Origin of the sequence: Streptomyces sp. NPDC048191, assembly GCF_040652655.1 — a bacterium.
In the GTDB taxonomy this organism is placed as follows: Bacteria; Actinomycetota; Actinomycetes; order Streptomycetales; family Streptomycetaceae; genus Streptomyces.
Genome location: NZ_JBEZMO010000026.1, coordinates 47,767 through 71,060, shown reverse-complemented (window position 1 = coordinate 71,060; position 23,294 = coordinate 47,767). Strand labels below are relative to the sequence as shown.

The 23,294-nt window shown below is 70.1% G+C and carries 21 protein-coding genes and 4 pseudogenes; 13 read left to right on the top strand and 12 right to left on the bottom strand.

Annotation, left to right across the window (positions count from 1 at the left end):
• Positions 1-690 precede the first annotated feature (690 nt).
• Positions 691-1,314 carry a DJ-1/PfpI family protein gene (locus AB0D93_RS31680; RefSeq protein WP_362126734.1) on the bottom strand — a complete coding sequence of 208 codons (624 nt, stop codon included), beginning with the start codon at positions 1,312-1,314 and terminating at the stop codon, positions 691-693.
• An 88-nt stretch (positions 1,315-1,402) separates the two neighbouring features.
• Between AB0D93_RS31680 and AB0D93_RS31675 the strand changes: the two genes are divergently transcribed.
• Both AB0D93_RS31675 and AB0D93_RS31670 read left to right on the top strand, forming a co-directional pair.
• Positions 1,403-2,740: a PLP-dependent aminotransferase family protein gene (locus AB0D93_RS31675; protein ID WP_362126731.1), complete on the top strand. Its 1,338-nt coding sequence runs from the start codon at positions 1,403-1,405 to the stop codon at positions 2,738-2,740.
• A gap of 462 nt (positions 2,741-3,202) precedes the next feature.
• The gene (locus AB0D93_RS31670; protein ID WP_362126729.1) at positions 3,203-4,888 is read left to right on the top strand and encodes a ribonuclease J; all 1,686 of its coding nucleotides are present in this window, start codon (positions 3,203-3,205) and stop codon (positions 4,886-4,888) included.
• Between the two features lie 142 nt (positions 4,889-5,030).
• Here the strand turns inward: AB0D93_RS31670 and AB0D93_RS31665 are convergent, their stop codons facing one another.
• The 3 genes from AB0D93_RS31665 to AB0D93_RS31655 form a co-directional block, all read right to left on the bottom strand.
• Entirely contained in the window at positions 5,031-5,375 is a 345-nt protein-coding gene (locus tag AB0D93_RS31665; protein ID WP_362126726.1) for a MerR family transcriptional regulator, read from the bottom strand.
• 766 nt (positions 5,376-6,141) lie between these two features.
• Complete coding sequence (locus tag AB0D93_RS31660) at positions 6,142-6,630, bottom strand: GNAT family N-acetyltransferase (RefSeq protein WP_362126723.1); 489 nt, start codon at positions 6,628-6,630, stop codon at positions 6,142-6,144.
• 433 nt (positions 6,631-7,063) lie between these two features.
• Complete coding sequence (locus AB0D93_RS31655; protein ID WP_362126720.1) at positions 7,064-7,906, bottom strand: trypsin-like serine protease; 843 nt, start codon at positions 7,904-7,906, stop codon at positions 7,064-7,066.
• A gap of 533 nt (positions 7,907-8,439) precedes the next feature.
• Between AB0D93_RS31655 and AB0D93_RS31650 the strand changes: the two genes are divergently transcribed.
• A complete protein-coding gene (locus tag AB0D93_RS31650; RefSeq protein WP_362126717.1) occupies positions 8,440-9,687 on the top strand; it encodes a S53 family peptidase in 1,248 nt (415 codons plus the stop codon).
• Between the two features lie 218 nt (positions 9,688-9,905).
• Here the strand turns inward: AB0D93_RS31650 and AB0D93_RS31645 are convergent, their stop codons facing one another.
• Positions 9,906-10,304: a metalloregulator ArsR/SmtB family transcription factor gene (locus tag AB0D93_RS31645; RefSeq protein ID WP_362126714.1), complete on the bottom strand. Its 399-nt coding sequence runs from the start codon at positions 10,302-10,304 to the stop codon at positions 9,906-9,908.
• A gap of 96 nt (positions 10,305-10,400) precedes the next feature.
• Between AB0D93_RS31645 and AB0D93_RS31640 the strand changes: the two genes are divergently transcribed.
• The 7 genes and pseudogenes from AB0D93_RS31640 (at position 10,401) to AB0D93_RS31610 (ending at position 17,150) form a co-directional block, all read left to right on the top strand.
• A complete protein-coding gene (locus AB0D93_RS31640; protein WP_362126711.1) occupies positions 10,401-12,377 on the top strand; it encodes a heavy metal translocating P-type ATPase in 1,977 nt (658 codons plus the stop codon).
• Between the two features lie 121 nt (positions 12,378-12,498).
• Positions 12,499-12,789, top strand: a pseudogene (locus tag AB0D93_RS31635) (SCO5389 family protein); the annotation flags it as partial.
• 181 nt (positions 12,790-12,970) lie between these two features.
• Positions 12,971-13,948, top strand: coding sequence for a zinc ABC transporter substrate-binding protein (locus AB0D93_RS31630; RefSeq protein ID WP_362126707.1), 978 nt, complete (start codon positions 12,971-12,973; stop codon positions 13,946-13,948).
• Positions 13,949-13,957: 9 nt separating this feature from the next.
• Positions 13,958-14,899: a metal ABC transporter ATP-binding protein gene (locus tag AB0D93_RS31625; protein ID WP_362126704.1), complete on the top strand. Its 942-nt coding sequence runs from the start codon at positions 13,958-13,960 to the stop codon at positions 14,897-14,899.
• Positions 14,886-15,797 carry a metal ABC transporter permease gene (locus tag AB0D93_RS31620; protein WP_362126701.1) on the top strand — a complete coding sequence of 304 codons (912 nt, stop codon included), beginning with the start codon at positions 14,886-14,888 and terminating at the stop codon, positions 15,795-15,797. The genes AB0D93_RS31625 and AB0D93_RS31620 overlap by 14 nt, the downstream gene beginning before the upstream one ends.
• Positions 15,794-16,678 (top strand): metal ABC transporter permease, encoded by an 885-nt coding sequence (locus AB0D93_RS31615; RefSeq protein WP_362126698.1) that lies wholly within the window; start codon positions 15,794-15,796, stop codon positions 16,676-16,678. The genes AB0D93_RS31620 and AB0D93_RS31615 overlap by 4 nt, the downstream gene beginning before the upstream one ends.
• A gap of 13 nt (positions 16,679-16,691) precedes the next feature.
• Positions 16,692-17,150 carry a Fur family transcriptional regulator gene (locus AB0D93_RS31610; RefSeq protein WP_362126695.1) on the top strand — a complete coding sequence of 153 codons (459 nt, stop codon included), beginning with the start codon at positions 16,692-16,694 and terminating at the stop codon, positions 17,148-17,150.
• A gap of 5 nt (positions 17,151-17,155) precedes the next feature.
• Here AB0D93_RS31610 and AB0D93_RS31605 read toward each other — a convergent pair.
• From AB0D93_RS31605 to rpmG, 6 genes and pseudogenes are all read right to left on the bottom strand, one after another.
• Positions 17,156-17,379: pseudogene (locus tag AB0D93_RS31605) on the bottom strand (hypothetical protein); the annotation flags it as partial.
• Positions 17,346-17,477: pseudogene (locus AB0D93_RS31600) on the bottom strand (transcriptional regulator); the annotation flags it as partial. The pseudogenes AB0D93_RS31605 and AB0D93_RS31600, both read right to left, overlap by 34 nt.
• 44 nt (positions 17,478-17,521) lie before the next feature.
• Positions 17,522-17,764 (bottom strand): 30S ribosomal protein S18, encoded by a 243-nt coding sequence (rpsR, locus tag AB0D93_RS31595; protein ID WP_362126692.1) that lies wholly within the window; start codon positions 17,762-17,764, stop codon positions 17,522-17,524.
• A 20-nt stretch (positions 17,765-17,784) separates the two neighbouring features.
• Entirely contained in the window at positions 17,785-18,963 is a 1,179-nt protein-coding gene (locus tag AB0D93_RS31590) for a GTP-binding protein (RefSeq protein ID WP_362126689.1), read from the bottom strand.
• Positions 18,960-19,217 (bottom strand): type B 50S ribosomal protein L31, encoded by a 258-nt coding sequence (locus tag AB0D93_RS31585; protein ID WP_362126687.1) that lies wholly within the window; start codon positions 19,215-19,217, stop codon positions 18,960-18,962. The genes AB0D93_RS31590 and AB0D93_RS31585 overlap by 4 nt, the downstream gene beginning before the upstream one ends.
• Positions 19,218-19,270: 53 nt before the next feature.
• Positions 19,271-19,387, bottom strand: a pseudogene (rpmG, locus tag AB0D93_RS31580) (50S ribosomal protein L33); the annotation flags it as partial.
• 81 nt (positions 19,388-19,468) lie between these two features.
• Here rpmG and rpmB point away from each other — a divergent pair.
• The 3 genes from rpmB (at position 19,469) to AB0D93_RS31565 (ending at position 21,913) form a co-directional block, all read left to right on the top strand.
• Entirely contained in the window at positions 19,469-19,705 is a 237-nt protein-coding gene (gene rpmB, locus AB0D93_RS31575) for a 50S ribosomal protein L28 (RefSeq protein ID WP_362126684.1), read from the top strand.
• A complete protein-coding gene (gene rpsN / locus AB0D93_RS31570; protein ID WP_362126681.1) occupies positions 19,705-20,010 on the top strand; it encodes a 30S ribosomal protein S14 in 306 nt (101 codons plus the stop codon). The genes rpmB and rpsN overlap by 1 nt, the downstream gene beginning before the upstream one ends.
• 490 nt (positions 20,011-20,500) lie before the next feature.
• Positions 20,501-21,913: a YibE/F family protein gene (locus tag AB0D93_RS31565; protein ID WP_362126855.1), complete on the top strand. Its 1,413-nt coding sequence runs from the start codon at positions 20,501-20,503 to the stop codon at positions 21,911-21,913.
• A 123-nt stretch (positions 21,914-22,036) separates the two neighbouring features.
• On the opposite strand, the gene AB0D93_RS31560 is transcribed toward AB0D93_RS31565, so the two are convergent.
• A complete protein-coding gene (locus AB0D93_RS31560) occupies positions 22,037-23,116 on the bottom strand; it encodes a TDT family transporter (RefSeq protein ID WP_362126678.1) in 1,080 nt (359 codons plus the stop codon).
• Between the last annotated feature and the right edge of the window lie 178 nt (positions 23,117-23,294).

Below are 23,294 nucleotides of genomic sequence, written 5' to 3'. Positions count from 1 at the left end.
GTCCCCGGGTGTTTCAGGACTCACACTGACCCGTTGCTGACTTTCCCAACGGAGCATCAGATCGACGTCAAGACCGCCCCAGTCCCTCATTCCCTGCGCCGATGAGCCGCGAAGCCCTCCTGGCGGCGGCCAAGTCGTCTGCCTGGAAGGGAGGTCTGACAGCCCGCCGAGGGTAGTCAGGCTAGACAGGCGCAGCGGCAGGCTGTCGATGAACGGCTCCGTCGTCGGCCGGCTCGGCCTCGGCGGCGAGCCGACCGCTGGGTGAGATCGACGCGCGCCGTCACCGAGCCGTCGGCGCGCGACAAGGCATCAGGGCTGCCTGCCCAGCCAATGCCCAGGCGGGCAGGACCGATTCGAGAACCTCGCCCCTGCCTTTCCCGAGCTCGATCGGTGCGGCGGAGGCACAACGCCGCAGCGCGGTCGACCGTCGGCCCGTCGTCAGGCTGCATTCCTCGGTGGCGCCATGGAGACCGCCGCCAAGGCGATGGCGAGGGAGCCGGCGCCTTTGCCGAGAAGCGCGGCAGTAGCCACCGGCGAAAGACTTCCGGTGGACCGAATTCGGCATCAGCCAACTGGTGCCACGTGAAGCCCTTGGCCAGTCCGCCGAAACGATCGCAGGCGGCCCGCGAACGACCAGGCAGGCTGCCGAGGCACGGCTTCCTGGCCAGTCACTGCCTGCGCCTGGTCGATTCAGACGAGCGCCGGTGCGGGAGCGGGCAGGTAGGGGGTGATGTTGCGCCACGCGCGCTCGATGTATTCCTCCTTCTCGCCGACCGGGGCGACATAGTGCAGTGCGCTTTCGGCGGCGTCGTTGCCCTCGAGGCGGGCGATGATCCAGGCGGCGAGGTAGTGCGAGGCGAGGCAGCCGCCGGCGGTGGCGATGTTGTTCTTGGCGTAGAAGGGCTGGTTGAGCACCTCGACGCCGGCGGCGATGACCCAGGGCTTGGTGGTCAGGTCGGTGCAGGCGGGGATGTCGTTCAGCAGGCCGAGCTTGGCCAGCACGAGCGCGCCGGAGCACTGCGCGGCGATGAGTTGGCGGGACGGGTCCAGGCCGCGCAGGATGTTCATGATCGCCTGGTCTTCGACGACCTCGCGGGTAGCGATGCCACTGCCGACGATGACGGCGTCAGCGGCGCACGCCTCCTCAAGAGTGGACATCTGCTCGATGGTCACCCCGTTCATCGACGTCACCTTGGGGCTGGGGGTGGCGATGGTGACGCGCCAGCCGTCGGTCTTGATGCGGTTGAGTACACCGAGCGCGATCAGGGAGTCCAGCTCGTTGTAGCCCTCGAAGGTGAGGATGGCGATGTGCACGGCGACTGTCCTTCCGGATGAGTGGGCCATGACGGTAAGGACCCACGGACGGGACAGTCAAAGAATTGTCATGGATACAATCCGGTGCATGGCAGCCTCGCGGTACAAAATCCTGGTCGACGCGCTCGCATCCGACATCCGGACAGGCCGGCTCGCCGCAGGCGTGCGGCTGCCGACACACCGCGGGCTCGCCGCCCGCGAGGGCATCGCCGTGGTGACCGCGACCCGGGTGTACGCCGAGCTGGAAGCGATGGGCTTGGTGAGCCGGGAACAGGGCCGCGGGACATTCGTGCGTGACATCGCGGTTCCCGCCGGTCACGGCATCGATCAGCAAGTCGTCGCCACGGATGCGGTCGACCTCAACTTCAACTATCCCTCGCTGCCCGACCAAGCCGATCTCCTACGGCAGGCTCTGCGCGAGGTGGCCACCTCTGGTGAACTCGACTCGCTGCTGCGCTACCAACCACATCGAGGGCGCCCACAGGACAGAGCCTCGATCGCACGGCACCTGAGGCGTCGGGGAATCACTCCTGACGCGGATCAGATCCTCATCGTCAACGGTGCGCAGCACGGCCTGGCCATCACCGTCATGACCGCGCTCAACGCCGGCGACGTCGTCGCGGTCGACGCACTCACCTACCCGGGTTTCAAGGTGCTCGCGCATGCCTTTCATCTCGACCTGGAGCCCATACCCACAACCACCGACGGGCCCGATCTCGATGCCCTCGAGAAGCTGTGCGCGACCCGCCCTGTGCGCGCGATCTACACCATGCCGACCTTGCACAATCCTCTGGGGTGGGTCATGTCGGCGACCGACCGCACCCGTCTGATCGAGATCGCTCGGCAGCACGGTCCGCTCATCATCGAAGACGCCGCATACGCCTACCTGGTCGAGGACCCTCCACCGCCGCTGGCTGCAAGTGCACCGGACCTCACCGTCTACGTCTCGGGACTGTCCAAGAACGTCGCGACCGGCCTCCGGGTCGGCTTCGTCGTCGCCCCGCCGTCCAGGGTGCCGTCGCTCGAACGCGCGATTCGGGCAACCACCTGGAACACCCCGGCCCTCACCACCGCGATCGCCTGCCGCTGGCTCGAGGACGGCACGGTGGACCGCTTGGAAGCGCAGAAACGCGACGACGCCAAGGCCCGCCAAGCACTCGCCAGACAGGAACTGGCAGGCCTACCACTCATCAGCCACCCCTCGTCCTACTTCACCTGGCTTCCGCTGCCCGACGACGCACGCGCCGATCGCCTGACCGCCACCCTCGCACGTCAGCACATCTCCGTAAGCACGGCGGAGCCCTTCACCACCTCGAAGCACACACCACAGGCGCTCCGCCTCGCTCTCGGCTCGACCGATCTGGACAGTCTCCAGTCGACGCTGCGCACGGTGCGACGAGTCGCTGTCGAGGACGCCTACGCCTGAACTCCACTCGGCCGACCGATTCCCTCCCGCACTGCCCCTCTAGCCGCCCTCCAGCCGGCGGCCTGCGGTTCGGCCGCGGTGGTGGCAGACGCGGCGGTGTTCCACGCCGAATCACCCAGGCCGGCGCTCAGGCCCGGCGGCGTCGTGGCCCGGTGCTGAGGCAGCGAGGTGGGTTCGGAGGGGCTGGCGCCGGCAAAATCAAGTCGCCCCTCAGGCGAATCTTGTACGGGTGCGGACGGTGAGTCGGCCTGAAGCGGGCGCCGGGCGGCGCAGCAGGTCACTGCCGCGGGTACAGGTCAGCAAGCCGGACACCGCCCGGCCTGATGCTGCCCGGGCAGGGGGCAGATGGGACGGTTGCCGACCTGAGCGCCAGTACGTCTCCGGCGTCGGGTCGTACCGAGCACTCGTTGGATCACACAGGCAGTGGATCACCCTGTCCCGATCTCCGGGTACCGTCAGGGTATGAGTCATCCGCACCCCGAGCTGAAAGCCGCACCGCCCCTTCCCGAAGGAGGGCTGCGGGTCATCGCCCTGGGCGGCCTGGGTGAGATCGGCCGCAACATGACCGTCTTCGAGCACGCGGGCAAGCTGCTCATCGTCGACTGCGGCGTACTGTTCCCCGAGGAGACCCAGCCCGGCGTGGACGTGATCCTGCCGGACTTCACCTCGATCCGGGACCGGCTGGACGACATCGTGGCCGTGGTCCTCACCCACGGTCACGAGGACCACATCGGCGGCGTGCCGTACCTGCTGCGCGAGCGGTCCGACATTCCCGTCGTCGGCTCCAAGCTGACGCTGGCGTTCCTGGAGGCCAAGCTCAAGGAACACGGCATCCGGCCACGCACGGTGCGGGTACGGGAGGGCGACCGGCGTGGCTTCGGGCCCTTCGACTGCGAGTTCGTGGCGGTCAACCACTCCATCCCCGACAGCCTCGCGGTCGCGATCCGCACGCGGGCCGGGATGGTGCTGCACACCGGCGACTTCAAGATGGACCAGTTCCCTCTCGACGACCGCATCACCGATCTGCGCGCCTTCGCCCGCCTCGGCGAGGAGGGCGTGGACCTGTTCCTCACCGACTCCACCAACGCCGAAGTACCCGGCTTCACCACCTCCGAGCGTGAGCTCAACCCGGCGATCGAGCAGGTGATGCGCACCGCGCCGCGCCGGGTCATCGTCTCCAGCTTCGCCAGCCACGTGCACCGCATCCAGCAGGTCCTGGACGCCGCCCACCAGCACGGCCGCAAGGTCGCCTTCGTCGGCCGGTCGATGGTCCGCAACATGGGCATCGCCCGTGACCTGGGCTATCTGAAGGTCCCCTCCGGTCTGGTCGTGAGCACGAAGGAGCTGGAGAAGCTCCCGGACCACAAGATCACGCTGGTGTGCACCGGCTCCCAGGGCGAACCGATGGCCGCGCTGTCACGGATGGCCAACCGCGACCACCTGATCCGCATCGGCAAGGGCGACACCGTCCTCCTCGCCAGCTCCCTCATCCCCGGCAACGAGAACGCCATCTACCGGGTGATCAACGGACTCACCCGGTGGGGCGCCCACGTGGTCCACAAGGGCAACGCCAAGGTGCACGTCTCCGGGCATGCCAGCGCCGGCGAACTCGTCTACTGCTACAACATCGTCAAGCCCCGGAACGTCATGCCCGTGCACGGCGAATGGCGCCATCTGCGGGCCAACGCCGACCTCGCCATCCGTACCGGTGTCGACCCCGACCGGGTCGTCATCGCCGAGGACGGCGTCGTCGTCGACCTGGTCGACGGACGCGCATCCATCACCGGCAAGGTCCCCGCCGGCAACGTCTACGTGGACGGCATGGAAGTCGGAGGCGCCACCGAAGCGTCCCTCAAGGACCGTCTCACCCTCGCCGCCGAAGGCGTGGTCACGGTGGTGGCGATCGTCGACGCGGACACCGGCGCCCTCGCCGAGGCCCCCGACTTCCTGGCCCGGGGCTTCGTCCACGACGACGCCACCTTCGAGCCGGTCATCCCTGTCATCGAGAAGACCCTGGCCACCGCAGCCGAGGAAGGCGTCGGGGATCCGCACCAACTCGAACAGCTCCTCGCCCGCGCCGTGGCGAACTGGGCGTTCCGCACCTATCGCCGCAAGCCCCTCATCATCCCTGTCATCATCGACGCCTGAGCCGTAGCCCGGCAGCACGGTGCCGTTCCGGCCGCGGCCCCCAGAAGCGTTGAGCCCGCCTGAGCTCCGGAACGGCGGCGCGGTCCCTCAGCGGCCTCGACCGTCGGCAGTGCATCGGTTGCCTCGGCTTCGGGCGTTCTGATCAGGCTGATGTCCTCGGCTGAGCCTCGCCGCCCTCGGCGCGCAGCTGCTCGTTGATGCGCTGCGCCTCTTCGAGCTGGTCTTCGAGGATGACGATGCGGCAGGCGGCCTCTATGGCGGTGCCCTGGTCGACGAGTTCGCGGGCGCGGGCGGCGATGCGCAGCTGGTACCGGGAGTAGCGGCGATGGCCGCCGTCGGAGCGCAGCGGGGTGATCAGGCGGTGTTCACCGAGGGCACGGAGGAACGCAGGGGTGGTGCCGAGCATCTCGGCGGCCCGGCCCATGGTGTAGGCGGGGTAGTCATCATCGTCGAGAGGGCCGACGGGACGGGAACCGGCAGGCGGCATAGACCTCTTCTTTCGGGGACGCGTCGGGGGGCCCGGGTGCCGTACTGGCACCCGGGCCCCGAGCTTTCAACACCATCTACCGGCGCGCTGCGCCGGCCTTCTTTTTCCGCACGTGCCGCCTGGGAGGGCGGGGTTGCGGGGATCGCGAATGCGTGACCGGGGACCACCTTCCAATCCGGGGCCTTGCGGTACCCGGGCGGACTGCTTCCTCGCCCGGGCGATCCTGATGGCGTTCTGCTCCTTACCTTTCGATTTCGCGGATACCGCTCACAGCCCACTGGGGCTGTGTCCTTCTGTTCTACCTGCACAGCAGTTCGTGCCTGCTGTGCCCAATTCGACCTCTGGGTACGAAGACAACGCTAACCCTGCGACGACGGAATGTCTACTGTCGCCATGACAGTTTTCCTCCATTGAGTGTGCGTCTGCTTCTGCCGCAGGTACATCACGATCGACGGCCTGTGCGATGGCCTCACGATCTCCGGACCGTGCCGACCCACCCGCTGCGGGTCTGCTCGCCAGGCTGCCGGCAGCAGGGGATCGGTGTCCCGGACCATGCGCCTTACCTCCCCGCCGACCAAGCACAGCCGCACAAGGACGGGGCCGGGCACGTACGTGATCGGGTGACCGGCGTGGCCGCGGGTGGGGAAAGCGACGGCTCGGTGTCGGCGCAGGCGATCCCCTCGCCAGGGCAGAGACGACGGCACACACGGAGCGCGCCATGCAGGCGAAGCCGGTGAGCCGGTGTCCTGCGAACCGGCGCACCGCGTCATTCCGAAGGAATGCGAAACTCGAATTGGGGACGGTCCCACAGGACGGCGGGCGGGTTCGCGAGGGCGGTCCCGACGCGTACCGCACCGACGCGGTGGTAGAAGTCCTCGGCGGGAACGTGCGACACGACCACGACACGGTCGAGCCCGGCGGCACGGGCCTCGGACTGCATGTGCGCGACGAGCAGTCGTCCAATACCCCGTCCCTGCGCTTCGTCGGCGACGAACAGCAGGTCGAGCTCCGGTGGAGCGAGGACGAGCGAGTAGAACCCGAGGATCCGGCCTCCATGCTCGTCGGAGCCGACGGCTACGTAGGCGCGGTGGGCCTCGATGTAGTCAGGACCCACCCGGTAGCCCGCGACTGCGGCTGCGTACTTGCCCTCGTAGGCGCCTGAGCCACGCACGAGCCGTGTGAGCCGTTTGGCATCGCGCGCGACGGCCCTCCGTATGGTGATCGGCTGACTGATCGGGGAAGTGCGTGAACTCATCGGGAGAGTATTTCGCACCGGGGACCCTCGTGCGGAACGCGGAGGCGACACCCTCGTGGTCGCCGGCGTGGACGACGTCACCGCCGAGTCCTCCGGCCTGGCAGGCCACCGCGCCCACCTCGCCGTAGACGGGGCAGGGCAACGAATCCGTTTGGAGCAGTCCACCACTGGGACGGAACGGGGAGCGTAGAGGATGCCTGCAAGGCGTTGGGGTTCTCACGGGCCGAGGGCTACGAGCTGGTTCGGTGGGGGTCCCGTGCCGCGTGATAGGCATGGGGCGTACAGACACGTGTCGTTGCAGCGGCCTTGCTCCGTGTGCTCGAAAGCGGGAGCCGGACGCCGCACGCGTCGTAGCCCGCCGCGCGGGGAAGCCCGCCGGAAGCACTACCGGAGTACGGTCCTTCGCCGTGAGCGGGGTGCGGATGAAACCGGCTCAGTCCTCGTCCTGGGCGCGTCGGTAGAGCTTGGCGATGTCGTCGTCGAAGTACGCGGCGTAGGAGACGTCGTCCTCGTCACCGCCGCCCTCGTGGCCGCCGAGGACGCCGATGACCGTGCCGGTGTGGCTCTTGGGGTCGTAATCGGCGAGCCAGGGGCTGCCGCTGGTCCCGTCCTCGAGGTCGGTGCACTGGATGCGCAGCTGGGTGTCGCTGAACTTCGTGGTGCGGTTCTGGCATGAGATCGGGGTGTCACGGCTGCTGGGATAGCCGGTGATCTTGACCTTGTTGTCGAAGCCGCGGTCCACACCGAGGGTGTTGCCGCCCAGGACGTCCTGGATGTCCTTGCCGTCCTTCTGTTCGAGGATGAGGAAGGCGACGTCGAGGTCCTCGTCCTGCGACTTGGCCCAGCGGTCGTCGACGACCACCTTGCTGACCTTCCACAGGCCGGTGGGCTCGTCGCCGTTGCGGTAGCCGGGGGCGAAGACCAGGTCGTTCACCGGCCGTCCGGCGTCGGCATCGAAGGCGCAGTGGGCCGCGGTGATCAGCATGTTCCGGCCCGGACTGCGCACCACGCTCGCCGTGCAGAAATGGGCGCCCTGGTCATCCTTCTCGAAGACCGCGCCGATCCGGGCGTTCTCCTCGGTCCTGCGGGGGGTGTACGCGGTGCCGTCCTTGGCCGGGGCCGTCGCAGAGAGGGCCTGGTCCTGGTCCTGGGGGGACTGGCCCGGCTCGCCGGACTTGCCGAAACCGCTGCGCCCGCTGCTTCTGGCCGCATGGGTTACCGCCGTGGCGTCGCCCGCCACGGCGGCTGCCGCGACGATGACCAGCGTCAGGGGCAAGACGGATTTCCTGGCTAGCGAGCGCACAAGGTCATTATCGACGCGGGCCGGGAGTTCGGCAGGTGCATCACCGGGAGGCTCCCGTCACAATCCACCCGTCCGACGGCACCGGCCTGTCAGCCCACCCGCAAGGACCTGGACACCGTCATCGCCGGGCTCGCAACCGGCTTCTTCACCACCCTCTGCGCCCCGACGACTCGTTCAGGGCCGTCCGCATCTCGTGGCTGGAGCGAGGAACATGCGGACACACCAGCATCAACGGCGGTTCACTCGCTCACCTCGGCAGCCTCACAAGACCTGCATTGGCATGACCTTGACCAGCGGAAGAGGGCGGCCGCATGGTGAACCAACCGGCCCGCAGCTGACCTGACACGCCATCTGTCAACGCTGTTTTTCGTCATGTGGCCCTCCCTAACCGTCTGAAACCGCACGGAGGCTTGATGCACCGACGCGAGATACCCTCCGGATCCTTGGTGATCCACCGCCACCGACCGAGACACCGGACGCGGAGGACGGCAGCCGGCCTCACGGCGATGCTCACACTCACCGTCACTGCCCTCACCGTCGGCCTGGCCACCGGTGTCCAGGCCGCCGCTCTCTCGTCCACCCCACGCGCGACCGCCTCCGCGAGTACGACGGCCTTCGGCTGCGCCCATCCCTCGCACGCGGGACAAGCCCGCTGTTTCGGCACCCTGAAGGCCCATCGCACCCGCTCGGGCCGCATGTCACCGTTCACCACCGGATCCCCGACCACGACGGGGTTCGTGCCCTCCGATCTGCGCTCCGCCTACAAACTGGGCGGCACCTCGGGATCCGGCCGCACGGTGGCGATCGTCGACGCCATGGACGACCCGAACGCCGAGGCCGACCTGGCCGCTTACCGCAGGGCCTACGGTCTGCCGTCGTGCACCACCGCCAACGGCTGCTTCCGCAAGGTGAACCAGAACGGCCAGGCATCGCCACTGCCGTCCGGTGACTACGGATGGGCCGAGGAGATCAGCCTCGACCTCGACATGGTCTCGGCCACCTGCCCTGGCTGCCACATCCTCCTGGTCGAGGCAAAGTCCGCGAACGTCCCGGATCTCATGAGGGCCGAGGACACCGCCGCCACCACACCGGGCGTCGTCTCGATCTCCAACAGCTGGGGCGGGTCGGAGGACAACACCGTCACGTCCTTCGACTCGCACTTCCACCACCCAGGCGTCGCGATCACAGCGAGCTCGGGTGACTCCGGCTACGGCGTCTCCTGGCCGGCCTCCTCCCCGTACGTCACCGCCGTGGGCGGCACCTCGCTGAGCAAGGCGTCCAACTCGCGCGGCTGGACCGAGACCGCCTGGAGCGGCGCGGGCTCGGGCTGCTCGGCGTACGAGGCCAAGCCGTCCTGGCAGCATGGCTCCGGATGCGCCAAGCGCACCGTCGCCGACGTGGCCGCGGTCGCCGACCCCAACACCGGGGTAGCGGTCTACGACACGTACAACAGCTGCGGCGGCCCGTTGTTGTGCGACACCGAGCTTCAACTCGGTCTCGCCCAGGGTGCCGACGGATGGGTCGAAGTCGGCGGCACCAGCGTCTCGTCGCCGATCATCGCGAGCGTCTACGCACTGGCCGGAAACACCTCTCAGGTCACCAACGGCGCATATCCGTACAGCCACACGTCGGCGCTCAACGACGTCACGTCGGGCAGCAACGGCTTCTGTGGCGGCACTTACCTGTGCACCGCCGGTCCGGGATACGACGGCCCGACCGGCCTCGGCACGCCCAACGGCACCGGCGCCTTCTGACGGCGGCGCCCTCTGGCCGACAAGGGCTGGGCTCGCGTCGCACACTGCGGCGCGGGCCCAGCCCCTGCCTCGTCCCAGCCCTCCAGTCGGCCGTGGACCACACGCTCCGTGCAGGGCCTGGCCAGTCGGATACGGAACCTGCTCAGCACGCCGGTGTCGCTGACCCGATGGCGTACTTCCAGTCGATCGCCCGCAACGGCATCGCCGCGGCCTGCCGGTCAGCGGTTCACGCCGAGCGTGGGCTCCTCCGCATGGTCCGCGTCCGCGGCGTCGCTGAGCCCGAGGCGCTGGTGCTCGATGTGGTAGACGGCCTGGTCGAGGAGTTCGGCGACGTGGTTGTCGTAGAGCGCGTAGATCACCGAGCGGCCCTGGCGCCTGCCCACGACGAGGCCGAGGTTGCGCAGCAGGCGCAGCTGGTGGGAGCACGCGGACTGCTCCATGCCGACCTCGGTGGCGAGTTCGGTGGCAGCGCAGGGGCCTTCCCGCAGGCGGGAGAGGATCAGCAGCCGGGACGGGGTGGCGAGGGCCTGGAGGGTGGTCGCCACCCGGGCGGCGCTGTCCGCGTCCAGGCGGGTGTGCGGGACGAGGTTCTTCGCGGGAACTGCTCCATGGCCCATGGGGGCCATCATACAAGCGATACTTGAAGAGGTCTTCATATGTACCTGTATGGTGGTCGGGTCGAACCGTCCCGCCCTCCCGAAGGGTTCTTCGTCATGTCTTCCACCCTGACCGAGCGGCCCGCGCCCCTGGTGACCGCGCACCCGGATGCCACCCCACAGCGGCGGACCCGGGTCTTCGCGCTGCCCGAGGCCCGCTGGGCGGCAGCGGCCACGGTGCTGTTCCTGCTCGCACTGCCGCTGCGGCTGACCGACGCGCCCGCCTGGACGTGGGGGGTGCTGTACGGGCTCGCCTACGCCGCCGGCGGCTGGGAGCCCGCGCTGGCCGGGCTGCAGGCGCTGCGCGAGAGGACCCTCGACGTCGACCTGCTGATGATCGTGGCGGCGCTCGGGGCCGCCGCAGTCGGCCAGGTCATGGACGGCGCCCTGCTGATCGTCATCTTCGCCACGTCCGGCGCCCTGGAGGCGCTGGCCACCGCCCGCACCGCCGACTCGGTGCGCGGCCTGCTCGACCTGGCCCCCGCCACCGCGACCCGACTACGCGGCGACGGCAGTGAGGAGACCGTGCCCAGCACCGACCTCGCCGTCGGCGACACCGTGCTGGTGCGGCCCGGCGAGCGGATCGGCGCCGACGGCCGCGTGCTGGACGGAGCGAGCGAGGTCGACCAGGCCACCATCACCGGCGAGCCGCTGCCCGTCGCGAAGGAACCCGGTGACGAGGTGTTCGCCGGCACGCTCAACGGCACCGGCGCCCTCCGCGTCAGGGTCGAGCGGGACGCCTCCGACTCGGTGATCGCCCGGATCGTGCAGATGGTCGAGGAGGCGTCGGAGACCAAGGCGCCCACGCAGTTGTTCATCGAGAAGGTCGAACAGCGCTACTCGATCGGCATGGTGGCGGCCACACTCGCCGTATTCGCTGTGCCGCTCGCGTTCGGCGCCGCGCTGACCGGCTCGCTGCTGCGGGCCATGACCTTCATGATCGTCGCCTCGCCGTGCGCGGTCGTCCTGGCGACCATGCCGCCGCTGCTGTCCGCGATCGCCAACGCCGGGCGCCACGGTGTCCTCGTGAAGTCGGCCGTAGTGATGGAACGCCTCGGCCAGATCGACGCGGTCGCCCTCGACAAGACCGGCACCCTCACCGAGGGCACCCCGCGTGTCACCGACATCCGGCCGTTGCCCGGCTCAGGGCTCACGGAAGGGGAGTTGCTGCGGCTGGCCGCGGCGGCCGAGCACCCCAGCGAGCACCCACTGGCCCACGCCGTCGTGAACGCCGCCCGCGCCCGGGGGCTCACACTGCCCGGCGCCGAGGACTTCACCTCCACCCCCGGCGCCGGAGTCACCGCCACCGTGGACGGCCGCAAGATCGCGGTCGGCTCCCCAGCCCGACTGCTGTCCAGTGCCGACGGCGCGCACACCGCCGTCGCCGCCGAACTCGAGGACGGTGGGCGCACCGCGGTCCTGGTGGTGGCCGACGGCACGCCGGCCGGAGTCCTGGGCCTCGCCGACCGGCTGCGGCCGGACGCCACCGCCACCGTCGCCTCCCTCACCGCGCTCACGGGCACCGCGCCGACGCTGGTCACCGGCGACAATCCGCGCGCCGCCGTCCGCCTGGCCACCGAGGTCGGCATCACCGACGTCCGCGCGGGACTGCTCCCGCAGGACAAGGTCGCAGCAGTGACGGAACTGGAGCAGGCGGGCCGCAAGGTCCTGGTCGTGGGCGACGGCGTCAACGACGCGCCCGCGCTGGCCGCCGCCCACACCGGTGTGGCCATGGGCCGGGCCGGCTCGGACCTCGCCCTGGAGACCGCCGACGCGGTGATCGTCCGCGACGAACTGGCCACCGTACCCACTGTGGTGGCCCTCTCCCGCCGGGCCCGCCGCCTGGTCGTGCAGAACCTGGCCATCGCCGCCGTCTTCATCTCGGGCCTGGCCGTCTGGGACCTCAGCGCCACCCTGCCCCTCCCCCTCGGCGTCCTCGGCCACGAGGGCTCGACCATCATCGTCGGGCTCAACGGCCTGCGGCTGCTGCGCGAGGCGGCCTGGACGCGGGCCCGCGCGGAGGGCCGCCGCTGACCCAGCGAATCCCACGGCCCGCCGTACCCACGCAGGTGCGGCGGGCCGTTGCCGTCCGCTTGCTCCGAGAGCGGTGCTGAACCAGGGGTCGTCAATCAGCCGCACCTGACTGGGCGTTCACATGGACATGGATTTCAGGACCTCGCCGGCCAGGTCGACCCGGACTTCCGGCACGGCCCGGGGACAGCCCTTCACGTCACTCGATGTCTCCCCACAACTGCTCGCCGAAGCCGACAACGGCGAGGTACGGGAGCGGGACTTCGTGGAAACGGTCCGTACGTCCCTGCCGTACGCCTATGCCCTCATCGCCCGCCCGGCCGAGGAACTGCGGTCCGGCACGGCGGAATTCGCCGACAACCAGACCCCGCCACCCTCCGAGAAGGGGCGCGGTCAGCTCCTGCGCGCCCTGTCCCGGCGGGATCCGCCGGGCCCCCTCCCCGCGCAGCCCCGAGCAGTCGTACGCCCGGTCAAAAGATGGCAACGGTTTTCATCTATCATTGATCTGAAAATCATTTCCATCTAGCGTCGAAGGTGTCGTCGCACGGCCGGCGCGTGTGCGCCGCGCGCCCGGTATCGCCCGAAGGAGCTCCCGCATGTCCACCGCCCCCGCCTCCCGTTCCGCCCGGCCGACCGCGAGGATCGCACTGGTCACCGCGACGGCCGCCCTGACGGCCGTGACGGCGACCGCCTGCTCGACCTCCTCCTCGCACGCCACCGACACCGCCGCGACCGGCAGTGACAGCGGCTCGGGCAAGACGATCCAGGTGGTGGCGGCGGAAAACTTCTGGGGCAGCATCGCCTCCCAGCTCGGCGGCAGCCACGTGAAGGTGACCAGCATCATCAACAACCCGGACGCCGACCCCCACGACTACGAGCCGACGGCGGCCGACGCCCGCACGGTGGCCGGTGCCCAGTACACGATCGTCAACGGCGTCGGCTACGACGCCTGGGCCGACAAGCTGCTGGCCGCCAACCCCGGCAGCGGGCGCGCCCAGCTCAAGGTCGGCGACCTGGTCGGTATCAAGCCGGGCGGCAACCCGCACCGCTGGTACTCCCCGGACAACGTGCACCAGGTCATCGAGAAGATCACCGCCGGCTACAAGAAGATCGATCCGGCCGACGCCGCCTACTTCGACCAGCAGAAGAAGACCTTCGAGACGAAGACGCTCGCCGGTTACAACAAGCTCATCGCCGACATCAAGGCGAAGTACGCGGGCACGCCGATCGGTGCTTCCGAGTCCATCGTCACGCCGCTGTCGGACGGTCTGGGGCTGAAGATGCTCACCCCGGAGACGTTCCTGAACGCGATGAGCGAGGGCTCCGACCCCACGGCCAGGGACAAGGCCACCATCGACCAGCAGATCAAGAACAAGAAGATCAAGATCTACGTCTACAACTCCCAGAACTCCACCCCGGACGTGCAGGCGCAGGTCAAGGAGGCCAAGGCCCAGGGCATCCCGGTCGCCACGGTGACCGAGACCCTCACCCCCGCCGGGGCCTCCTTCCAGCAGTGGCAGACCACCCAGCTGCAGGGCATCGAGCAGGCCCTGGCCAAGGCCGCCGGGAAGTGAGCTGAAGCCATGAACCCGACAGCGAAGGCCCGCGAAGCCGTCACACACACCAGCGGCCACAGCGTCCCCGGCCGCCGAAGCGGGGGGCACGACACGGCCACAGGAACAGGAAGCGATCCGGTGGTCGCCCTGCACGGGGCTGCCGTGCGGGTCGGCGGCCGGACGCTGTGGTCGGGGGTGGACCTTCGCATCGGGGCCGGCGAGTTCACCGCCGTGCTCGGTCCCAACGGCGTCGGCAAGTCCACCATGATCAAGGTCCTGCTCGGCGCCCTGCCCGCGGCGGCCGGCGAGGTTCAGGTGCTCGGCGCCCGGCCCGGGCAGGCCAACGAGCGCATCGGCTACCTGCCGCAGCGCCGCAGCTTCGACACCAACCTGCGCATTCGCGGCATCGATGTGGTGCGCATGGGCCTGGACGGCGACCGGTGGGGGGTGCCGCTGCCCTTCCCGAGTGCGCGTCGGCGGTCGGCCCGCGCGCGGGTGGACGAGGTGGTCGAGCTGGTCGGGGCGTCGGCGTACGCACACCGGCCCATCGGACAGTGTTCCGGCGGCGAGCAGCAGCGCCTGCTGATCGCCCAGGCACTGGTCCGCCGACCCGAACTGCTCCTGCTCGACGAGCCGTTGGACAGCCTCGACCTGCCCAACCAGAGCGCCGTCGCGGCGCTGATCGGGCGCATCTGCCATCACGAGGGCGTGTCGGTGGTCATGGTCGCCCATGACGTGAACCCGATACTCCACCACCTGGACCGGGTGGTGTACCTGGCCGAGGGCGGCGCCGCCGCAGGCACACCGACCGAGGTCATCACCTCCGAGACGCTGACCCGGCTGTACGGCACTCCGGTCGAGGTGCTGCGGACCTCGGACGGGCGGCTGGTCGTGGTGGGCCAGCCGGAGCCACCGGCCGTACACACCGACCGGCACGACACCCCGGGGAGCGGTCATGCTGCTGGCTGAGACAGGGGCACCAACCTGGTCCTGGAACCTCCTGACCGACTTCCAGGACATGTGGTCCTACCCCTTCATGGTCAACGCGTTCCGCGCGGGCGCGGTCGTGGCCGTGGTCTCGGCGGTCGTGGGGTGGTTCGTGGTGCTGCGCCGGCAGACGTTCGCCGCGCACACCGTCTCCGCCGTCGCCTTCCCCGGCGCCGCCGGGGCGCTCCTGCTCGGGTTCAGCGCGGTCTACGGCTACTTCACGCTGTGTGTAGCCGCCGCGCTGGTCATCGCGGCCCTGCGGGGTGGCGGTGAGCACGAGGAGTCGGCGCTGACCGGGACCGTGCAGGCGTTCCTGCTCGCGTCCGGGTTCCTGTTCACCGCCCTGTACAGAGGGCTGCTGGAGGGACCGCAGACCATCCTCTTCGGCACCTTCCTGGGAATCACCTCCTCCCAGGTGACCGTGTTGACGGTGGTCGGTGCGGTGGTGCTCGCGGCGCTGGCGCTGATCGGACGGCCGCTGCTGTTCGCGTCGGTCGACCCGCAGGTCGCCGGCGGGCGCGGGGTGCCGGTCCGCGCCCTGTCGGTGGTCTTCCTCGTCCTGCTCGGTGCGGCCACCGCCGAGGCGAGCCAGATCACCGGGACCCTGCTGGTCTTCGCCCTCATGGTGATCCCGGCCGCCACCGCCCAAGTCCTCACCGCCCGACCCGCGTTGAGCCTGGCCCTGGCCGTCCTGCTGGCCTTCGCCGCCACCTGGCTCGGGCTGACCGCCGCCTACTACTCCCCCTACCCCTTGGGCTTCTTCGTGACGACCATCGCCTTCGCCGGATACCTGCTCGCGCTGGGCCGGCGCTCGCTGCACGAGGTACTCGGTCGCACCCGGCCCGGGGCAACGCCCGCTGCCAAGGAGGTGATCGCATGACCGTCCTGCTCGCCGCCTCCCCGCTGTCCCACCCGTTCTTCCTGCACGCCTTCCTCGCCGGTACCGCCATCGCCGCCGCCTGCGGACTGGTCGGCTACTTCCTGGTGCTGCGGGCCCAGGTCTTCACCGGCGACGCGCTCAGCCACGTCGCCTTCACCGGCGCGATGGCCGCGCTCGCCTTCGGCGCCGACCTCCGCCTCGGCCTCTTCGCCGCCACCATCGCCATGGCTCTGCTCTTCGGCGCCCTCGGCCGCAAGGCCCGGCCCGACGACGTGGTCATCGGAAGCGTCTTCTCCTGGATCCTGGGCCTGGGCGCCTTCTTCATCACGCTCTACACCACCTCGCGCAGCACCACGAACGGCACCGCCGGGGTGAGTGTGCTGTTCGGCTCCGTCTTCGGCATCTCCGCCGGCAGCGCGGTCGTCGCCGCCCTGGTGGCAGCCGGGGTCGGCCTGCTGGTGGTCCTCATCGCCCGGCCGCTGCTGTTCGCCACGCTCGACGAGGCCGTGGCCGCGGCCCGTGGGGTACCGGTCCGGCTGCTCGGCTACGGCTTCCTCGCCCTGGCCGGGATCAGCGCCGCCGAGGCCACCCAGGCGGTCGGCTCCCTGCTCCTGCTCGGTCTGCTCGCAGCCCCCGCGGGTGCCGCGGTCCGCCTGACCGACCGCCCCTACCGGGCACTCGCCCTCTCCGCCGGCCTGGCGGTACTGGAGATGTGGGCGGGGCTGTTCGCCTCGTACGCGGTGCCGAAGATGCCGCCGAGCTTCGCCATCATGGCCGCCGCCACGGCCGTATACGCCGCGACGTTCCTGATACGACGGCCCGCCTCCAGCCCTCGTACGGCTGATCCTCTTACGCGAACCGCCGTCCCCACCGGCACATGAGCGAAGGCACCCGATGGCACCCGACCGCCAGTGCACCCCCACCCCGTCGCACGACGTCACGCTGATCGGCCGCCTCACCCAGCAACGCACCACGGTGGTCGAGGCACTCATCCGAGCCGACGGCTTCGTCGGTGCCCAATCCCTCCACAACCAACTCGCCGCCGCCGGCTCACCGGTCGGCCTCTCCACGGTCTACCGCACGCTGACCGCCCTGGCCGGTGTCGGCCGGGCCGACATGGTCCGCGACACCAGCGGTGAACGCCTCTTCCGCTACCGCCCCGGCCCCGAACACCGCCACTACCTCATCTGCACCGACTGCGGCCTGAGCCGGCCCGTCGACTCCGGCCCGGTGGAGGACTGGGCCGACACCATCGCACAGACCTCCGGATTCGCGAACGTCCGGCACACGGTGGAGCTGTCCGGGGTGTGCCCGGACTGCGGCCAACGGCAGGGGGCGGACGAGCGCCGGTGAACGCCCTCGATGACCGAGTCGAGGCCGAAGCCGATCAACGCGGTGACGAGGCCAGGGTCCCGGCCGTGAGGGCGACGGCCGCCTCGACGGCGTTGTAGGTGATGGTCGTGGCGACCAGCAGCCGTATCCGCCGGGCAAGCACGCCGCGCCTGGCCGGGTCCGGGCCGAGGGACAGGGACATCTCTGCGCTCGTGATCAGCAGCACTGCTTGTCGTCGGCATCGACGCATGTGCGGTCGCCCTCGACCGCGACCACCGCGGTGCGCAGATCGTCGAGCGCGTGGCCGAGGCGTTCATCGGCGAGTTCGTAGCGGGGGCGTCGGCCGTCGGAGAAGCGTTGACGAGCCGCGGTTGTCCGTACGGCTGTTCCGCCTATCGGGAGCCGTAGGGCAGGAGCGCCATCTCGCGTGCGTTCTTGATGGCCTGCGCTATCTGCCGCTGCTGCTGACGCGTCATGTGGGTCACCCGGCGGCTGCGGATCTTTCCGCGGTCGGAGATGAACTTCCGCAGCAGGTCGGTGTCCTTGTAGTCGATGCTGGTGATGCCGGCGGCGTCCAGCGGGTTGGTGCGCGGACGCTTGGCGGTCTGACGCCGGATGCTTGTGCGTCGGGTCATGGGGAGGTCGGTCCTCTCTTTCAGGTCACGGGGTCGAGCAAGTCGTCGAAGGTGTGCGGGAGTTGTTGCCAGCGGTCCCTGCCCGCCGCGTACTCGTCGTCGGTGAGCAGGCACGAGTCGAGCAGGGCCGACAGGCCGTCGCGGTCGAGCCCGGGCGAGGTGAAGGTGAGGTACTGGCAGCGGTCGCCGTGTTCGGGGTGCCAGTCCACGGAGGCGGCGAGTCGGCGCTCGGCGGCCACCATCTCCCAGGCGGCGTCGGGCAGTGCGGCCAGCCAGGGGCCGGCCGACTCCACGCACAGCGCGCCGCCGGCGGCCTCCCAGGACAGCAGTGTGTCGGGGCGGTCCGCCAGCCAGAACCGCCCCCGGCTGCGCGCGGCGGCACAAGTGAGGTCCTCAAGCGCCGCGTACAGGCGCTGCGGATGGAAGGGCCGCTCGCACCGCCAGACGAAGGTGCTCACGCCGTGTGCGTCGCACTCCTGCGGCAGCAGCGCGCACGCAGGATGCACACGGGCGGCGGCCGCTGCCACGTCGAAGCCCGCCAACAGCGCTGCCGCCAGGGCATCGTCACTCGCCACCCGTACGCTTCGTGCGCCTGGTGTGAGCTGGGCGAGCAGCGCGTGGTCGGTGTCGTCGGCGACCTCGACGCCCGCATTGTGGGGACTGTCCTCCACGAGGGCGATGACCGTGGGGTATTCCAGTTGCCGGGCGAAAGTGTCGGCGACCGTGCGCTGGTCGGTCGGAGCCGCGGCCAGGCCAACCTCGGCCAGGTCGTCGCCGTTGGACAGGTACGGCAGGACGAGTGCGGGGTCGACCACGGTGGCGACCCCGGTCAGGGCCAGCGGTGCGCCGGCGGCGGCGATGACTCCAGCCATGGCCTGGGGCTCGACGGAGTCCCACAGTTCCACGACGGCCAGCCGGTACGTTCCGTCCTGGGCGAGCCGCAGCAGTTCGGGGACGAGATCCTCGCGCAGCGCGCAGCACGCGCAGTCATGAACCAGGGGTGCGTCACCACTGCCCAGCAGGCCGTCAGCATCGCGTACCGTCCAGTGCACCGCGCTGTCGACAGCGGACGTCAGGTCGTGGTGCAGGGCGACAGAGCCGGGGACCGTACGCAGGATCTCTTCTACGGCGGCCCGGCGGGCGTCGGCATGCAATCCGCCGACGATCGCGACCGGCAGCCGTGCCTCGTCCCCGTTCACCGCTTGCTCCGACCGCGTCCGTACCGCCGTTCGAAGCGCTCGACCCGTCCGGCGGTGTCCAGGACCCGTTGGGTGCCGGTGTAGAAGGGGTGGCTCGCCGAGGAGATCTCGACGTCGATGACCGGGTAGGTGTTGCCGTCCTCCCACTCGACGGTCTTGTCACTGGTAGCCGTGGACCTGGTGAGGAAGGCGTAGTCGGCGGCCCGGTCACGGAAGACGACCGGGCGGTACTCGGGGTGGATTCCGGGCTTCACGGCTTTCAGCGCTCCTCACGGAAGTCGACGTGGCGGCCGGCGACCGGGTCCTACTTGCGCAGGGTGAGCCGGTCGGGGTTGTTACGGCGGTTCTTGCGGGTCACGTAGGTGTAGCCGGTGCCGGCGGTGGACCTCAGCTTGATGATCGGGCGCAGTTCATTACGGGCCATGGACAGCACCATACAAGAGATTGGTTTTCATTTTCATCTAGCGCTAGTGTACTGCCGCATCCACCCCAAGGAGGAACAGCCATGTCCGCCCACTGCCAACTCACCGGCCGACAGCCCGGCTTCGGGCACCGCATCTCCCGCTCGCACCGGCGGAGCAAGCGCCGTTTCGACCCCAACGTCCAGAGCAAGCGCTACTGGCTGCCGAGCGAAGGCCGCCACGTCCGGCTCACGCTCTCCGCCAAGGGCATCAAGACGGTCGACACCATCGGCATCGAGGCCGCGGTGGCCCGCATCCGCGCCCAGGGAGGGAAGGCCTGATGGCGAAGAAGAGCAAGATCGCGAAGAACGACCAGCGGCGCCTCGTCGTGGCCCGATACGCCGCGCGCCGCGCCGCGTTGAAGGCGATCATCGCGTTCCCCGGAAGCTCCGACGAGGACCGCGCCGCCGCCCAGCGGGAACTACGCCGGCATCCCCGCGACGCCAGCGCCACCCGCCTGCGCAACCGCGACTCCGTGGACGGCCGCCCCCGCGGCTACCTGCGCGCCTTCGGCCTGTCCCGCATCCGCGCACGCGAGATGGCCCACGCGGGCGAGCTCCCTGGCGTGACCAACAGCAGTTGGTGACCCGGCACGCCAGGGGCTCACAACGGGCGCGTCAGCGACGCGGCCCGTTGTGAGCCCGGTTTCGCATGCGCCTTCTGCCACTCTGAACGGCGGGCGGGCGGCGGCAGCGGCTCGCGGCCCCCACCCCGAGCCGCGCGGAAAGTGCGGCCGGCGAAGAGGTTCATGATCCAGGCATGGTGAGCAGAACGCTCGATCTTCCGGCAGCACTCCGACTGAGACCACGGCACAGCCGTTCCCGTACTCTTCCCCAGAGCCGCCGCGCAGGACCGGCTCCGGAGGGGGCACGGACAACCGCGAGGGAGACGGCATGGGAACCGCTGACCGGCAGAGCGCCGGGGACTGGAACCGGGTCGGCGAGCCCCGGCCCAGAGGTGGTCGTGCCAGCGAGTACGGCCATGACTACGGGTACGGGTACGGGGATCCTCCCGAGTCGATTCCCCACCCCGGCTACGGACCCGATGCCGGCGCCGGCCACGTCCGCTCTCACGAGATGGGCCACGGACATGCACCAGCGGCCGGCTCCGGACACGACTCCGATCACGGCTCTGGTCACGGCCCCGGAGCGAAGGCCGACGGTCATGGACAGGCGCACACCCACGGACACAGCCACAGTCACGGGCCCGCCGCTCCCGTTTCCCGACACCTGCGCAAGGTCATCGCGGCAATCCTGATCCCGTTCACCGCCGCCGTCGTGGTGGGGCTCGTCGTGCTGTGGCCGGGCGGAGCCCCACCGCACAAACGCACCGGCGTCGGCTTCGACCAGCAGACCCAGCAGGCCACGGTCACCAAGGTCCTCGAGGTGAGCTGCAAGTCGGTCAACGCCTCCGGCGAGACCCCCACCGGCGACACCTCCACCGCCGAGGGCAACTCCGCGCAGCAAGAGGCGAACGGCACCTGCCACAAGGCAACGATCCGGATCGACACCGGCAAGGACAAGGGACGCACTTTCACCGAGATCGTGCAGCCCGACCAGGCACGACAGCTGCACCAGGGCGAGAAGGTCGTCACTGCCTACGAACCCTCCGCGCCCAGGGACCTGCAGTACTCGGTCACCGACGTCAACCGACGCTTCCCCATGGGCCTGCTCGCCGGCATCTTCGCGCTCGCCGTCGTGGTGGTGGGCCGACTACGCGGCGTGATGGCGCTCGTCGCCCTGGCCATCAGCTTCCTGGTGCTGAACTTCTTCGTCCTGCCCGCGGTCCTCCAGGGCTCGAACCCGCTCCTGGTGGCGGTGGTCGGCTCGAGCGCCATCATGCTGATCGCCCTGTACATGTGCCACGGCCTGTCGGCCCGCACCTCGGTGGCGGTGCTCGGCACCCTGCTCTCACTGGCGCTCATCGGCGTCCTCGGCTCGGCGTTCATCGGCTGGGCCGCGCTCACCGGCAACACCGACGACAGCACTGGCCTGATCCACGGCCTCTATCCGAAGCTCGACATGAGCGGTCTGCTGCTCGCCGGCGTCATCATCGGCTCCCTCGGCGTACTCGACGACGTCACCGTGACGCAGACCTCGGCCGTCTGGGAACTGCACGAAGCCAACCCCACGATGGGCTGGCGCGGGCTGTACCGGGCGGGCATCCGCATCGGCCGCGACCACATCGCCTCCGTGGTCAACACCCTCGTCCTCGCCTACGCCGGCGCCGCACTCCCCCTCCTGCTCCTCTTCTCCATCGCCCAGAGCGGCGTGGGCACGGTCGCCAACAGCGAACTGGTCGCCGAGGAGATCGTACGCACGCTGGTCGGCTCGATCGGCCTGGTCGCCTCAGTGCCGGTCACCACGCTCCTCGCCGCCCTGGTCGTCTCAGCAGACCGGCCCGGTCCGCAGACGGACCCGGCCGCAGCGGCCGGGCCGGCTACCGGCCGAGCACCTGTCAGTCGGGGCGGACGTCGACGGAAGCGTTGAGAGCCAACTCCCCAAGCGCGCCAGGGACGGCACGGGCGCCGGTGCAGCGCGAACCCCGCTGCCCCCGGCGGGCAGCGGGGTTCGCGCTGTCTCCGTGTCATGCGAAGCGGTGCACGGGCCTGGTCAGCGGCGGGCGCGCACACGCTGCCGGACAGCGTGGCGCAGGGAGAGCCAGGCGACCACCGCCCAGGCGGCGACGAGCACGGCGTACAGGACGACGGCGATCCAGACGAGCAGCTCCGAGCCGGTACGGGCGGCGAGCGCGCTGGTGCCGGTGACGCAGGCACCGAGGGGGAAGATGAAGGACCACCAGGTGACTGCGAAGGGCATCCCTCTGCGGATTTCCCGTACGGTCAGCGCCGTCGCCAGCACCAGCCACAGCACGGCGAAGCCCCAGATCCCGAGCCCACCCAGGAGCGCCACGACCGCACTTCCGCGCGCGTACGGGGCGGGCAGCGCGCTCGGCGCCGCCGTGGCCAGCGTCCCCAGCGCCGTTACCGCCTGGTCCACCGCTCCGACGCCGATCCACATCGTGGGCACCACCGCACCGCCGGGCGCGTCATGGTGCACCAGGCGGCTGTAGACCATGGCCAGCACCAGCAGGACGGCGACCAAGCCGAGCCCGAGCATCGAGTAGCAGCACAGCAGCAGGGCCAGCCGCACCTGCCCGACCGGCGCCCGCGGGACGAGCAGCGCGCCCGTCGCGGCGGAGACCAGCGGCGGCACCACCGGCAGCAGCCAGCCGCCGAACGCCGCGTCCGGCGTGAAACGGTGCCGCGTGACCATCAGATACGGCACGGTGCAGGCGCTGGCAAGACCCAGCACCGTACCGACCGACCACAGCACCCAGTCCGCATCCACCGCCGCACGCTCCCCGATCAGCCGCCGGCCGAGCAGCAGCGTCCCGGCCCCGACGGTGAGCAGAGCCATCGGCGGCGCCCCGAAGAACTGGGCCAGTACCGGATCACCGGCATGCACCCGCAGCGTCCGCTGCCCGGTATAGCTGACGGCGAGCACGATCAGCAGCAGCGCGGTCCCTGCCCAGACCACCGTGGCTGCCTCGCCGAGCCCGGGGAAACCACGCGGCAGCGTGGCCGCGGCGACGGCGACGATCCCGCTGCCCATGACGGCCGCGAACCAGCCGGGACCGAGCCGGCTCCGCTCCCTGCCGTTCCCCTCGTCCGGCTGGTCACGTACATGCACGGACGTTCCCGGGGCCGGGCCGGCCTGGGACGGGACCGCTCGGCTGGGACTGGGGTGGGGTGTCACGGCGCGGAGTGCCTTCTCTTGGGGGGTCGGATTCGTCACCGTCCACGACCAGAGACGGTGACGGGCCGGCCGACTGGCCGGGCCACACCCAGCAGCTCAGGGGCGCGGCCGA